General features: G+C 59.5%; 13 protein-coding genes. 4 read left to right on the forward strand and 9 right to left on the reverse strand.

Annotated features, from left to right (window positions below; translation table 11 throughout):
• Nucleotides 1-326 precede the first annotated feature (326 nt).
• A complete protein-coding gene (pepN, locus tag QZ822_RS01220) occupies nucleotides 327-2,876 on the forward strand; it encodes an aminopeptidase N (protein WP_294641988.1) in 2,550 nt (849 codons plus the stop codon).
• A 297-nt stretch (nucleotides 2,877-3,173) separates the two neighbouring features.
• Complete coding sequence (locus QZ822_RS01225) at nucleotides 3,174-4,331, forward strand: SGNH/GDSL hydrolase family protein (protein WP_294641991.1); 1,158 nt, start codon at nucleotides 3,174-3,176, stop codon at nucleotides 4,329-4,331.
• A gap of 146 nt (nucleotides 4,332-4,477) precedes the next feature.
• Here QZ822_RS01225 and QZ822_RS01230 read toward each other — a convergent pair whose 3' ends face one another.
• Nucleotides 4,478-5,083: a peptidase gene (locus QZ822_RS01230; protein WP_294641993.1), complete on the reverse strand. Its 606-nt coding sequence runs from the start codon at nucleotides 5,081-5,083 to the stop codon at nucleotides 4,478-4,480.
• Between the two features lie 277 nt (nucleotides 5,084-5,360).
• Nucleotides 5,361-6,209 carry a transcriptional regulator gene (locus QZ822_RS01235; protein ID WP_294641995.1) on the reverse strand — a complete coding sequence of 283 codons (849 nt, stop codon included), beginning with the start codon at nucleotides 6,207-6,209 and terminating at the stop codon, nucleotides 5,361-5,363.
• A 206-nt stretch (nucleotides 6,210-6,415) separates the two neighbouring features.
• Here QZ822_RS01235 and QZ822_RS01240 point away from each other — a divergent pair, with 206 nt between their 5' ends.
• Entirely contained in the window at nucleotides 6,416-7,324 is a 909-nt protein-coding gene (locus tag QZ822_RS01240; RefSeq protein WP_294641997.1) for an acyl-CoA thioesterase II, read from the forward strand.
• 183 nt (nucleotides 7,325-7,507) lie between these two features.
• Here the strand turns inward: QZ822_RS01240 and QZ822_RS01245 are convergent, their stop codons facing one another.
• Nucleotides 7,508-8,062 carry a DUF308 domain-containing protein gene (locus QZ822_RS01245; RefSeq protein ID WP_294641999.1) on the reverse strand — a complete coding sequence of 185 codons (555 nt, stop codon included), beginning with the start codon at nucleotides 8,060-8,062 and terminating at the stop codon, nucleotides 7,508-7,510.
• Nucleotides 8,063-8,317: 255 nt separating this feature from the next.
• Nucleotides 8,318-9,997, reverse strand: a complete 1,680-nt coding sequence (gene ettA / locus QZ822_RS01250) for an energy-dependent translational throttle protein EttA (RefSeq protein ID WP_279754147.1) — start codon at nucleotides 9,995-9,997, stop codon at nucleotides 8,318-8,320.
• A gap of 93 nt (nucleotides 9,998-10,090) precedes the next feature.
• On the opposite strand from ettA, the gene QZ822_RS01255 reads away from it, so the two are divergent.
• Nucleotides 10,091-10,513: an MmcQ/YjbR family DNA-binding protein gene (locus QZ822_RS01255; protein ID WP_049354581.1), complete on the forward strand. Its 423-nt coding sequence runs from the start codon at nucleotides 10,091-10,093 to the stop codon at nucleotides 10,511-10,513.
• A 710-nt stretch (nucleotides 10,514-11,223) separates the two neighbouring features.
• Here QZ822_RS01255 and QZ822_RS01260 read toward each other — a convergent pair.
• From QZ822_RS01260 to rpsP, 5 genes are all read right to left on the reverse strand, one after another.
• Nucleotides 11,224-11,511, reverse strand: a complete 288-nt coding sequence (locus tag QZ822_RS01260) for an antibiotic biosynthesis monooxygenase (RefSeq protein ID WP_012903365.1) — start codon at nucleotides 11,509-11,511, stop codon at nucleotides 11,224-11,226.
• A gap of 209 nt (nucleotides 11,512-11,720) precedes the next feature.
• Complete coding sequence (trmD, locus tag QZ822_RS01265; protein ID WP_294642004.1) at nucleotides 11,721-12,662, reverse strand: tRNA (guanosine(37)-N1)-methyltransferase TrmD; 942 nt, start codon at nucleotides 12,660-12,662, stop codon at nucleotides 11,721-11,723.
• 3 nt (nucleotides 12,663-12,665) lie between these two features.
• Nucleotides 12,666-13,316 carry a ribosome maturation factor RimM gene (rimM, locus tag QZ822_RS01270; RefSeq protein ID WP_219101206.1) on the reverse strand — a complete coding sequence of 217 codons (651 nt, stop codon included), beginning with the start codon at nucleotides 13,314-13,316 and terminating at the stop codon, nucleotides 12,666-12,668.
• A gap of 209 nt (nucleotides 13,317-13,525) precedes the next feature.
• Complete coding sequence (locus QZ822_RS01275; RefSeq protein ID WP_005505691.1) at nucleotides 13,526-13,771, reverse strand: RNA-binding protein; 246 nt, start codon at nucleotides 13,769-13,771, stop codon at nucleotides 13,526-13,528.
• A gap of 2 nt (nucleotides 13,772-13,773) precedes the next feature.
• Nucleotides 13,774-14,196, reverse strand: coding sequence for a 30S ribosomal protein S16 (rpsP, locus tag QZ822_RS01280; protein ID WP_049358453.1), 423 nt, complete (start codon nucleotides 14,194-14,196; stop codon nucleotides 13,774-13,776).
• Nucleotides 14,197-14,301 lie beyond the last annotated feature (105 nt).

The following is a 14,301-nucleotide window of genomic DNA, read 5'->3' on the forward strand; positions in this document are numbered from 1 at the left end:
GGAGGCGCCGGTTCTCAGTTCTGAGCGCCGTTGCTAGAGTGCGCCGCGCATCCATCAGGTGGGATACGCTCCCCGTTTGGGTTTTTTCTGTCTTAACTGTATCGAATTCGCGCGGGTTCGGGTAATGCGGAGCCTTCTAGACCCCCACCTATACGGTAGACTGTGGGATATGGCACTTTTTGGTGTCCCGATTCGCCGCGCCCAAACTTGAACGCCTCCAGCGCTACGTATGCAACGTCGCAGGAGCCGCGCACCTCGGGAACCAGCGCACCATGACAGGGCGTGTCAACACGGCACGCTATTCACATCTAAGGAGAGGGAGCTGTATGCCCGGCCTGAACCTAACCCGCAATGAGGCAACCGAACGCGCATCCATCATTAAGCGCGTGCACTCGTACCGTATTGAACTCGACCTTCCGAAGGACAAAGACGTCTTCTCCTCGAAGGTTGAGATTCGCTTCGACGCTCAGGAAGGTGCCTCCACCTTCATTGACGCCATCACCTCCTCGGTCAAGTCCATTAACCTCAACGGCGAAGAACTGAGCACCGACCTGGCGGACGGCGAGCGCATCCAGCTGCCGAACCTTGCCGCTGAGAACACCCTGATCATTGATGCAGAGATGTTCTACACCAACACCGGTGAGGGCCTGCACCGTTTCGTGGACCCCGCCGACGGCGAAGTGTACCTGTACTCCCAGTTTGAGGTGCCGGACTCCCGCCGCGTGTTCCCCGTCTTTGAGCAGCCCGACCTGAAGGCTGAATTCGAGTTTATTGTGCGCGTGCCCTCGCACTGGGTGGTTGTGTCGAACCAGCCCGAGGTGAAGGTTGAGGATAAGGAGTGCGGTTGCGGCCGTGCGAAGACCTGGTTCTTCAAGCCGACCCCGCGCATGTCTTCGTACATTACCGCGATTGTGGCTGGCCCCTACGAGAAGGTGACCAGCGAGCTGACCAACTCTGAGGGTCGCGTGATTCCGCTGGGCGTGTACGCTCGTAAGTCCCTCATGCCGTTCGTGGATGCTGAGGACATGTTTGAGCTGACCCGTCAGGGCTTCGAGTTCTACGAGGAGCAGTTCAAGACCCCGTACCCGTTCGAGAAGTACGATCAGCTGTTCGTGCCCGAGTTCAACGCCGGTGCGATGGAGAACGCTGGCTGCGTGACCTACCTGGAAACTTACGTCTTCCGCTCCAAGGTTGCGGAGGCTCTGCGTGAGCGCCGCGCTATCACCGTTCTGCACGAGCTGGCTCACATGTGGTTCGGCGACCTGGTGACCATGAAGTGGTGGAACGACCTGTGGCTGAACGAGTCTTTCGCTGAGTTCATGTCGACCCTGGCTGCTGCGGAGAACACCCGCTACGCGAAGGAGGCGTGGGCTACCTTCGCCGCATCGGAGAAGACCTGGGCGTACCGTCAGGATCAGCTGTCTTCGACTCACCCGATTGTGGCTGAGATTCGTGACCTTGCCGATGTTCAGGTGAACTTCGACGGCATTACGTACGCGAAGGGCGCTTCGGTGCTGCGTCAGATGGTGGCGTGGGTTGGCCAGGAAAACTTCATGGCTGCCCTGAAGGTGTACTTCGATAAGCACAGCTGGGGCAACACCGTTCTGGACGACCTGCTGGTTGAGCTGGAGCGCACCTCCGGCCGTGACGTGCGTGCGTGGAGCGCTAAGTGGCTTGAGACTGCTGGCGTGAACACCCTTGCCGTTGAGGTTGAGAACGACGAGGCTGGCAACATTTCGTCGCTGGGTATTCGCCAGTCCTACGCTGAGGGCTTCGAGACTCTGCGCCCGCACCGTGCGGTGATTGGTTTCTACAACCTGGTGGATGGCAAGCTGACCCGTACCGACCGCATCGAGCTGGACATTGACGGTGAGCTGACCGTGGTTGAGGAGGCTCTCGGTAAGAAGCGTCCCGACCTGCTGCTGCTGAACGATGAGGACCTGGCGTACGCAAAGATTCGCCTGGATGAGCGTTCCATTGAGACCGCTATCAAGCACCTGGGCGACATTGATTCGTCCGTGGCTCGCGGTGTGGTTTGGGGTTCGCTCTGGGATACCGTGCGTGACGCTCAGATGCCGGCGCGTAAGTACGTTGACCTGGTGCTGAACAACATCGGTAAGGAGACCAACTCCACCGCTCTGCGCACCCAGATCAACAACCTGTCCGCTACCCTGCACTCCTTCGTGGCTCCTGAGGCTCGCGAGGAGACCCGCCACCGTGCCGCTGACCGTCTCTGGGAGCTGGCATGCGTTGCAGAGCCCGATTCGGATGCTCAGCTGCAGCTGCTGCAGGCGTTCATCAACCAGACCCGCACCGAGGACCAGTACAACAATGTGCAGCGCCTCTTCGAGGGTGAGCTGACCCTTGAGGGCCTGGACATTGACGCCGACCTGCGTTGGAACCTGGTGTGCCGCCTGGCTACCGGTGGTCGTTTCTCCGCCGAGCAGATCGCTGCGGAGCTGGAGAACGACAACACCGCGAACGGTCAGCAGTATGCCGCTCAGGCATACGCATCGATTCCGACCGCGGAGGCTAAGGCTGAGTACTGGAACAAGATCATGGTGACCGGCGAGCTGTCGAACATGATTCAGCGTTACGCTATTTCCGGTTTCAAGTCCGGCAAGCCCGAGCTGATTGCCCAGTACAACGAGCCGTACTTCGAGCAGATTGAGGGCATCTGGCGTTCGCGTTCGCACGAGATTTCCATGCAGATTATTGGTGGCATGTACCCGAGCGAGCCGACCGCTGAGCTGCTCGAGCGTACCGAGAAGTACCTGGCGTCCCTGCCTGAGGATGCTGCGGCTCTGTACCGTCAGATTGCGGAGGCACGCGACGGCGTGGCTCGTGCGCTGAAGGTTCAGGCTGCTGACATCTAATAATGCTTGTGAGCTGAGGCGGGTTCGTTACCCGCTCTCATGAGTTTCTATTCGTCCCCTTCTACCCCGTTTGCGGGGTGGGAGGGGACGTTTCTGTATGGGGGTATGCCGGTTCTATTTTGGGTTGCGCCCCAAGTCGCGTACCGGTTTACGTGCCGGTTTGCGCAGCAGTTTCACACCGAGTTACACCCCAAGTTCAAAATATTGTCACTGCGGTGCATATTTTTTTGTTGTTTTCATTTGAATATCCCTCAAAAGCTCTCTACTTGGGGTTGCGCCTATCGTATACTGTTGTGCATGCCTTCTATCAAGTCTCCTATCGCGAAAGCTTCTTTGACCGGCGCAATCGTTGCTGTGGTTGCCGCCGGTTCCTTTGGCGTGTACTCCGCAGGAGGCTTCAACGCGCCCGGTGCCACTGCCGCTACCGCTGCCGCGGGCGCCGAGCCTACCCAGTCGGCGCAGGAAAGCCCCAGCGAGTCCCCCTCCCCCGAGCCGACTCCGGAACCGACTACCCCGGCTCAGAAGATGGAACGCACCGCGCAGAACGCCTTCGGCAAGGAAGGCGCGCAGGCAACCGGTGAGATTCAGGCTCCGTTCTCCACCTCCGCTGATGCCGCCGACATGCTGGTTCAGCAGTTCAAGGGCGGCGTGGTCATGTACACCCCCAAGTACGGCCCGGTCGCGGTGGAAACCGGCGTCTACACGCACTGGTGGAAGCAGCGCGAGTACAGTGACTTTGCTGGCTGGGAGGGTCTGCCGGTGAGCTGGCGTTCCGAGAACGGCGTTCTGTACACCAAGTTCGAGAAGGCTGAACTCTACTGGGATACGGCGAACAGCCTGACGCGCAACACCAACGTTCTGGGAGCCAAGGACGCCCTGGTGATTGGTGACTCGCAGGTGACCTCAACCTCCTGGGTTGGTTTGGGCTTGAAGCAGGCAGGTTTTGTACCGTACCTGTTCCGTTGCGGCGGCGTGGGTTTTGTGACCGCCCGCGAGGGTGTGTGCCCCTCCTACTATCAGGGTGTGATGGGCGGCCGTTGGGCTCTGCCGAGTGGTAACCCCGGCATCATTTACCTGGATGCCTCCGGTAACGACATTTACATCCACGAGGACGAGACGAAGGCTCGCGAGCACGTGAACGCGCACCAGACTCAGGTCATTGAGCAGCTGCGTCGCATGTACCCGTCGTCGAAGATCGTGTTCGGCGGCGTGGTGTCGATGAGCGAGGATGCTGCGGCTGATAAGCAGGTGGCGCATAAGCGTCACGTGGCGAACGAGGTTGCACGACAGGGTGCCCGCGAGACCGGCGTGCTGTTCATGGACACCGCGGACTGGCAGACCATCTACCTGACTGAGGGTGACATGGCTGATGGCGTGCATCTGAAGGAGAAGGCGCACCATAAGCTGGCGGGCCCCTTTGCGACTCGTCTACGTGAACTGCTCGGCACCGCGTAAACTAACTGTGTAATCAGCCGAGTACATCAGCTTCGATCAACGCATATGGCATCAAAAAATAAGGCGCCGGAAGGAAATACATCCTTCCGGCGCCTCATTCGTTTGAGTGGGTTACCCACCGCAGCTCTTAAGTTAGTGTGCAGGTTTTATGCCGCGACGCTTGCCTTGCGTTCCTTCGCCTCAGCCTTCTGGTGTGCAAGCACGCCCTCCGCAAGGCGACGCTTCTGACGCTCACGAGCGGCTTCCTTCTCACGCTGCTCGGCAGCCCAGGCGACCGGGTCAATGTCGATCGACTCGTAGTGCCATTCGCCGGTGTAGTCGCGAATCGGAGCAACCCAGGTCACGGGAATGCCGCGGCGCAGGTACACTTCGTGTTCCCTGTCTTCAAAAGCGTGGATAATGCGGTTGCCGTCAGCAACCAAGGACTCGATGATGGAGTCCTTCCACTCGGGGCTGTTGGAGCCGTCGTTGCCCGGCTTAGCGAACACGTATTTGGGGCTCAGGCCTGCGCGTTCAATAAACTGGTTCAGCTCCTTCATGTAGGAGCCGTCGCGACCGGTAATCACTGCAATCTCTGCACCGGTCTCTGCCGCAATCTCGCGGACACGGTCGGCAACTTCAACGTTAACGGTTGCGTGGCGAATCGCCTTAAAAAATCGGCGGTAGCTGGCGAAGAAACCGGTCAGGTACTTGTCCATCTGATCTCGGTTACTGGCAAGGGTACCGTCGATGTCGACTGCAATCAGATCCATGAAGGTCTCACTTTCGATCCGTACGGGAAGAATGCGCCTGGTGAGGGCGCGGCGGAAGAGTTCCCGTGCGGTGTGGCTGGTAAATCGGTGTGTCATAGACGCCCCGGTGAAGGGCGTAGTTTCTCTAGAATACCCTATTTTTGTAAAGTAATGCCCTATCAAACGTCATATTAAGCTCATCATCTTTATTTCAATACGCCGAGAAAAACCGCTGGTAGCGCAGGCAAAGAGCCCACGCCACCAGCATAAAAAGTCTAGAAATGTCTCAAGGAGCCGTTTAGAGCAGCGAGCCGGAACCGCGGCGCACCAGCACCATGCCGGCGGGCGCCACGATGCGCAGCCACTCCTCCGAACCGACATGCGCCGCAAACAGCGGCAGATCCCCGGTGAAGCCCTCCGGAATGAAACCGAACACGCGCAGGGCGAATGCCGCACCGGTCGGCACAAGCACGGTATCGAACTCGGGCAGGTACTCCAGCACCATATCGGAGGACCAAATACGCGAGCGCACCGTGGACAGCACCGCGGCGCCGGGGTTCTCGGGCAGGGCGCGTTCTACCGCTTCCAGGCCCTCTGCGGTGGCGCGGTGGAACTCTTCAACCGGGACGGTGCCAACCTCGTACCAGCCGCTGATTGGGGCGGACTTACCCGCCCAGCTAGCGTTGACGGTCACCGGAGGCATGAACAGCACCAGCTGCGGGTTCTCCCCATGAGCCTGCTCTTCTGCCTGCTTCTGCAGACGCGCCAGACGATCCAGCAGCGCCTGCGCCTGAACGGTCATGTCCAGGGTGGAATCAGCCAACAGGTGCAGGGCACGCAGACCCATAATGACCGGGGTGTTCGAGGAGGCGTCCTCCGGCTCCAGGGAGCAGGCGAATACCGCCACGACGCGGCCGCGTGCGGTCAGGCGGATTGCCGCATCGGGGTTGACCGCCAGGGCGCGAGAAATGTAGGTGGCAAGGTCCTTGACCACAGCGGCACCCTGGGCGCCGCCGGGCAGAATCAGGAAGGGCTCCTCCACACCTTCGTGGGGGTTGTACTTGAGCTCGATGGGTGCGGGCGCATTGTTCTGGTCGGGAGCGTTGTCCTGTGCGGTATCAGGGGTAGTTTCAGACGGCGTAGTCATTTCTGCTCCTTTTCGGCGTTGGCCTGCTCGGTGGCAAGTTGGTGGGTGATATATGCGATGGTGTGTGAAATAGATGATCCGGATTGATTGTCCGGGTCAATATTTCCTAGTCAGTGTTCCGAATCAACCTGTCGTGGTTGTCTCAGAGTATGCTCTCCCACTCTACGCCAGAAACCGGCTCATTGAAAACGTGCGAGAATAAAACCATGACCAAGCCCACTGTGACCCAAAACCTCATGCGGATGCTGGACCTCTCCCCCGTGGAGGCGGCGCCCGCCTCCTTCGGTAGCGATGAAGTGTCTACCGGTGTGACGCTCACCCGCGAGCAGCCGCGTACTTTCGGTGGTCAGGTTCTTGCCCAGTCGATTATTGCCGCCGACCGCACGGTGGAGGGCAAGGACATCCACTCGATTCACGCCTATTTTCTGCGCCCCGGCAATATTGAGCGTGAACTGTTCTTCGCCACTCAGCGTCTGAACGATAGCCGCTCCTTCTCGACCCGCCGTGTGCAGGTGTTCCAGGATGAGGCGCCCATGTTCTCGGCGATTATGTCTTTCCAGGCGGATAGCCGCGGCCCGGAGCACACCGCAGTGACCATGCCGGAGGTCCCGGACCCCGAGTCGCTGCCGCTGGTCAGCGACTACCTGGGCCAGCTCCCTCACCCCATTGCACAGGCGGTCGCGTGGGAACGCCCCATTGATATGCGACACGTGGATGCGCCGCTGTACACCCAGCCGGATTCATCCTCGACGGAGCCGCGTGCCTGCGTGTGGTTCAAGACCTTTGACCGTCTGGTGCGTGCTGATGGTTCTGAGGCCTCGGAGGCGGAGCACCGCGCCGCTATCGCCTATGCTTCGGATTATCTGCCGCTGGAGCCGGCTCTGCGCCGTCACGGCAAGTTCTGGCTGGAGCCGGGCCTCAAGAGCGCCTCGCTGGATCACGCGATGTGGTTCCACCGTTCGGCGCGTGCCGACGAGTGGCTGCTGTACGTGCTGGATTCCCCGAGCGCGCAGGGTGGCAGGATGCTCGCGCAGGGTTCGATTTTCAATCGTTCTGGCGAGCTGGTGGCGACCGTGGCGCAGGAAATGATGTTCCGCCTGCCCGAATACCGATAAACCCGAGTACCGATAAAGTCAAGCATCGATAAAGCAGAGTACCGCTAAAGCCGCAGGTACCCTAAAGCTTCGGCACAGCGACAGCTCAAAACGTTAGAGCATGCAGAAAGACCGTGTGAGGTGGTTGTCTCACACGGTCTTTCTTATGTTCTAGTGTACGGTCTAGAAGCCGTTTGGAAGCTCTTATTTGGCTTCGACGTCAATCACACCGTCCGGGGAAATGTGCACGGTGCGCTTGGTGCGGCGGGAAACGAAGAAGTCACCCACAAACACCAGACCAGCCAGCAGGAGCACCAGGGCAATCAGCCACACTGCCACCGCACCGAAGAACATCGGGAACAGCAGCACGAGCAAACCCAGAATCAGGGTACCGATAGCAGAGAACTGCAGGTGGCGTCCGGCGGTGAAGCTCAGGTACTTCAGGCCCTGAGCAGTCAACAGACGAATCAGCGCCCACGCAATCAGCCACACGCCCACAATAGTCGGAATGTACGTCGCCTGCGCACCAGCCGAAGCGCTCAGCAGAATCAGACCAACCACCACGGTCAGGATGCCGTTAACCAGGTCCCAGCCGGTACGTGCCGGCTTCAACGCGCCAAAGTAGCGGACCAGCTCAAACACGCCACCGAGCAGCACCGCAATCGAGAACACGAAACCCAGAACAGCCAGCGGGGTGGCGGGGTTGGCGAACATGTAGATCGCCGTTGCAACCAGCAGCAGACCGGTGGCTAAGGACATCCAGTTATATTTTGAAAGCATGACACTCTACCCTTCGTATCAAATGCGTTAGTTATACACGTCCATTAAACCGCGAATATGTACTCTGCTACGACGTACCGGTCACTACTGGGCGAACTATTTCTACCGGTGAACACACGCCCCCTCCCCTCGCGAGCGCATACTGTGTCCAGCGCATACGGCGTCCAGCGGACACAGTAAAGCCCCGCCTCCTGCGCCATAACAGCGTCAGGAGGCGGGGCTCACCACCAAACCCTATCGGGTCAGCTTGCGATGCACCACGCGGTGCGGCTTAGCAGCCTCAGGGCCGAGGCGCTCAATCTTGTTCTTCTCGTAGGACTCGAAGTTACCCTCGAACCAGTACCACTGATCCGGGTTCTCATCGGTGCCCTCCCACGCCAGGATGTGGGTTGCCACGCGGTCCAGGAACCAACGGTCGTGAGAGACGACCACTGCACAGCCGGGGAATTCCAGCAGTGCGTTTTCCAGGGATGCGAGGGTCTCAACGTCCAGGTCGTTAGTGGGCTCATCGAGCAGCAGCAGGTTACCGCCCTGCTTGAGGGTCAACGCCAGGTTCAGGCGGTTACGCTCACCACCGGAGAGCACACCCGCCTTCTTCTGCTGGTCCGGGCCCTTGAAGCCGAACGCGGAAACGTACGCACGCGAAGGCATTTCAACGTTGCCGACCTGGATGTAGTCCAGACCGTCAGAGACGACCTCCCAGAGGCTCTTCTCCGGGTCGATGTTCGCGCGGTTCTGGTCAACGTACGAGATCTTCACGGTCTCGCCGACCTTCAGGTTGCCGCCGTCGAGGGGCTCCAGGCCAACAATGGTCTTGAACAGGGTGGACTTACCCACACCGTTAGGACCAATCACACCCACAATGCCGTTACGGGGCAGGGAGAAGGACAGACCGTTAATCAGGGAACGACCGTCGAAGCCCTTCTGCAGGTTCTCAGCCTCAATAACCACGTTACCCAGGCGGGGTCCCGGAGGAATCTGAATCTCTTCGAAGTCGAGCTTGCGGGTCTTCTCAGCCTCCGCAGCCATCTCCTCGTAGCGTGCCAGACGAGCCTTCGACTTAGCCTGGCGGCCCTTAGCGTTGGAGCGGACCCAGTCCAGTTCCTCGCTCAGGCGCTTAGCGAGCTTAGCGTCCTTCTTGCCCTGAACCTCGAGGCGGGAGCGCTTCTTCTCCAGGTAGGTGGAGTAGTTACCCTCGTAGGGGTACAGGTTACCGCGGTCAACCTCGGCGATCCATTCTGCCACGTGGTCGAGGAAGTAACGGTCGTGGGTAATCGCGATGACGGCACCCTCGTAGGACTGCAGGTGCTGCTCCAGCCAGAGCACGGACTCTGCGTCCAAGTGGTTGGTGGGCTCGTCGAGCAGCAGCAGGTCAGGCTTCTGCAGCAGCAGCTTGCACAGTGCCACGCGGCGGCGCTCACCACCGGAGAGGTGGGTAACGGGCATGTCAGCGGGCGGGCAGCGCAGCGCCTCCATTGCCTGCTCCAGCTGGGAGTCCAGGTCCCATGCGTTAGCGGCGTCGATAGCTTCCTGCAGCTGACCCATTTCTTCCATGAGGGCGTCGAAGTCAGCGTCGGGCTCAGCCATGAGGGCGGAGATTTCGTTGAAGCGGTCCAGCTTGGACTTGATTTCGCCCACGCCTTCTTCAACGTTGCCCAGAACGGTCTTCTCTTCGTTCAGCGGCGGCTCCTGCATGAGGATGCCCACGCTGTAGCCTGCGGTCAGGCGCGCCTCACCGTTGGAGGGCTGGTCGAGGCCAGCCATAATCTTCAGGATGGTCGACTTACCCGCACCGTTCGGACCAACCATACCGATCTTGGCGCCGGGGAAGAACGACATCGTCACGTCGTTAAGGATGACCTTGTCGCCCACAGTCTTGCGGGCCTTGATCATCTGATAAATAAATTCAGCCATAGTTCCCTATTTTAGCGTGGATTTGCCGGGCAGTACGAGAGTTTTTGGTTGCGTGCTAGGCGGGGTACCGTGCGGGGCACTAGACTCGAAGCTATGAGCACAAACCCCTCCCCTAAACTTCAACTTCTGCGACCCGAGGACCTGGAGCCGACCCTGCACCGCCTCGCGCTCGCCATGCCGCTGGCGACGCGCGATCAGCCGTTCGGACCCGAGCACACGGTGTACCGGGTTGGCGGCAAGATGTTCGCCATGTACACGGAGGGTATCGGCTTCCCCATCGTGAACCTAAAAACCGACCCGGAAGAGTCGGAGGTGCTGCGGCGCATCTACCCGAGCATCATCCCGGCATGGCACATGAATAAGCGGCACTGGATTTCTGTGGGCACCGGCGAGGGCGTGACCGAGCGGGTGCTGGAAGAACTAGTCGAGGATGCATACCTGCGGGTCATGTACTCGCTGCCCAAGTCGAAGCGGCCCATCGAGTTCCGCGAGCGCCCGGTACCCGAAAAGCACTAGGTACAGGAACGCTAGGTAACGTATAGTCCAAGTCTGGGACGTGTAAAAGTCGGTTTTAAACAGCGGAGCGGGTGAGCTTCGGTCCGGACCACCGAGTTGCTCACCCGCTAAGCAAAGCACTTTTCTATCCGCGGCTGGGAGGGTCATCAACCACGATGAACGCTCGAACCACCAAGCTCCCATCCCATATATTGCGGGGTCCAGTACCATGCACCACTTGTGTGAATACGTGATAGTTGAGTCGGCTCCCCTGCCAGACCTTCCTATGCAGAGGAGGTACTCACACGGGTGCGCTGAATATTCCCTTGAGTGACTCGGCTGTCTCATGCGATGTAGCCGAGAGGGGATCGCTGTCCTCGCCCGAACTACCGGCACGGACGAAGTGTGCTCTCGGGAACAATAATAACCTTTTTGCATTAAAGTGTCACTTTCGGATTGAAGGATTTCAGGGGCATTTATTGACCATAATTCAGGTGTTTTATAGCGCCGAACCCACATATCCAACCACCACGAAATACCTGCAGATTTTATGCCCCGAAAAATCAAGGAGGGGTCGCATCAACCCTTCTTTATATCGCCTCCACATGGGCTAATACCCACTTAAAGCAATATTCAGAAAAGTTAGCGCGACCCCTCACTATATGAGATAAATTCTTTATCTCACATGGGCTTCAGCCATAAATCCGGTCAGACGCAGACAAACACAGATGTTAGTCGTCGAACTCCACCTTCTCGAAGCTCATGGTGCCATCAGCGTGAGAGACAACAGTGTTCGGGTCACGCTCACGACGAGCCGCCGCGTACGCATCGTGGCTCGCCTCATCAACCCAGCGGGTCACCACAAAGTAGTCGCCGCCCTCATCCAGGGGGCGCCACAGCTCAAAACCCTCAAAGCCGGGGAAAGAGTCAGCAATGTGGCGGGCAGCAGCAAAGCGCTTCTCCAGCTCAGCCTGGTTGTCGCCAACGACAGCAAGACGGTGAACCTTAACGACGGACATGTGTCCTCCTTCTCTTGAGTACGTGCTTTCAACGATGAAAGCGGGTTACAACCTCGCATCAGCTATAGATGAGCTATGTTCTTAGCGAGGTTAACCTCAGAATAACGGTTCGCGGGCACAAAAAATAGGGGTTAGCGCCAACTAACAGTTATATGACGCTAACCCCCATTCGGAGGATTACGAGGCGCTCGCAAGCGCCTATTTAAGGCTTAAGATTCAGGCTGGGTCTGCACAGTATTAGACTGTGCAGTATCAGGCTGTGCCGCCTGAGCCGCGCTATCAGCCTGCGGTGCGGGGTTCTTCTTCGCCTTCTTCTGAGCTGCCTTCGCCGGGTTCGCAAAATGCACCCCGCGCTCGGCCAAGAAGCGGCGATCCTTCTTATCCCACTGCTCCACCGGGTACGCCTCCAGCAGGTCGGGGCGGCGCTCCAGGGTGCGCTCAATCTGACGGTCACGACGCCAACGCGCAATCGCACCGTGATTACCCGACAGCAGCACCTCCGGCACTTCACGGTCGCGCCACACGGCGGGCTTCGTGTACACCGGGTACTCCAGCAGGCCGCCCGTATGCGACTCTTCCTCCAGGGAGGCGGGGTTACCCATCGCGCCCGGAATCAGGCGGGTGATAGCCTCAATCATCGCCATGACCGCAACCTCGCCACCGTAAAGCACATAATCGCCGAGGGACACGGGCATCACGCGGAAGCTCTCCTGCGCCCAGTCCAGCACACGCTCGTCAATGCCCTCGTAGCGCGCCGGAGCGAAGACAATATGCTTCTCCTCTGCCAGCTCGTACGCCATCGCCTGATCGAAAACGGCACCCGCCGGGGACGGGACAATCAGCAACGGGCGGGTATCAGCGGCGGGCTCAGTGCCCTCAGACTTGGCACCCTCAGTAGAGTCTTCGGAAGCGTTCAGAGGGGAGGCGGCAAGCACCTCATCCAGCGCCAAACCCCACGGCTCCGCCTTCATCACCATGCCCGCGCCACCGCCGTACGGGGTGTCGTCCACCGTGCGGTGACGGTCAAACGTGTACTCACGCAGGTCGTGCAGGTGCAGGTCCACCAGGCCCTTCTCGCGCGCCTTACCCAGCAGGGACAGCTTCAGCGGCTCCAGGTACTCGGGGAAAATCGTGACCACATCGTAGCGCACGGACTACTCCCCCGCCTGCTCAGTAGCCTGCTCAGCGTCCTCGAGCAGGTCAATCAGACCCGCCGGAGGGGTCAGCAGCACAAAGCCGGGCTCGTCCTCGGTCGAGGGAACCACCTCGGGCACAATCTCCTCAACAAACGGAATCATGATCTCTTCACCCGCGCCGGAGGCAAGACGCGGCGAACGAGCCAGCTTAATCAGCAGCAGATCCTGCACCGGCATGGTCTGCAGACCGGTCACCTTACCCAGCGGCTTGCCCACAGCCGGGTTATCCACGGGGCTCTCACCCTCGGGAACGTCCGCCAGCAGGTACACGGGCAGGTTCACCAGCTCCTGCTCGTAGAAGCCCTCTTCATCGCCCTCATCCTCGGGAACCTCGTAGACCAGGCGGCTGCCGCGCAGCTCCTCAGCCTGATTGCGGGTGGTCACCTCATCAAAACGGACCACCAGAATCTTCTTGTTCCAGCGGGCACCGGCAACCGTCAGCTCACCGGTAGGCGCCACCGAAGCGGCAGCAGAGCCGGGCTTGAAATTCTCGATACCGAGCACCTCACCGCGGGCAAAACGCTCCTGCGGGGCATCAGTAAAGAGCTGAACCGTCACCTCACCACGAATACCGTGAGGCTTACCGATACGAGCCACCACAACCTGCATAATTTTCCTCCGCTGGATACAAGCTAAAAACCTACGCCGTGCACGTGCACGGCTCCCACTATTCTACCGGGCACTTAGGACGGGCGCATTCTGCCGTCTCGCAACCTCTCCTCCGCGGTGACCGGGGCGAGCGCTCGCAAACTAGTTCCGGGTACGCGAAAGCCCCCGCCTCCGGAAAACCGGAAACGGGGGCTTCAAGCGTTTACGAGCTAGCGTCGCTTTTTGTCGGTGTCGATAATGTCGATACGCATCGGCTCGCCATCAGAAATAGCGTCCATCACCAGACGGATGCTCTTGGCGGTACGACCAGACCTGCCGATAACTCGGCCCAGGTCATCCGGATGCACGCGAACCTCAAGGGTTTCACGGTGACGCTGAGTGCGCAAGCGCACCTTCACGTCCTCCGGACGATCGACAATCCCTCGAACCAGGTGTTCGAGTGCGTCAGCCAACATAATTACTCAGCTGCTTCCTCAGCCTCAGCCTCGGGTGCTGCTTCCTCAGCAGCCTCTTCAGCCTTCTCAGCCTTGGGGGTGATAGCCTCGGGCAGGATCACGGAACCCTTTTCGGGAACAACGAACTCAGCCTTAGCCTCGACGGGCAGAACCTTGGACTCTGCCTTCTCGCCCTTGAATGCTGCCCAGTCGCCCGAGAGCTTCAGCAGAGCCAGAACCTGCTCGGTCGGCTGTGCGCCGACGGAGAGCCAGTACTGAGCACGCTCAGAGTTGATCTCGATACGCGAGGGGTGCTCGGTCGGGTGGTAAATACCAATCTCCTCGATGGTCTTACCGTCGCGCTTGACGCGCGAATCAGCGACCACAACGCGGTAACGAGGATCGCGGATCTTACCCATACGCTTGAGACGAATCTTAACAGCCACTTTAGTGGTTACTCCTGTTTCATAATTTGGTGCGAGGCACACGGTTCAGCACCCGTGGGGCGGGCCATTCACGGCGCCTCTATGGACACAACGGCGCGCGAAGAG

The organism is uncultured Rothia sp., assembly GCF_916715725.1.
Classification (GTDB): domain Bacteria; phylum Actinomycetota; class Actinomycetes; order Actinomycetales; family Micrococcaceae; genus Rothia.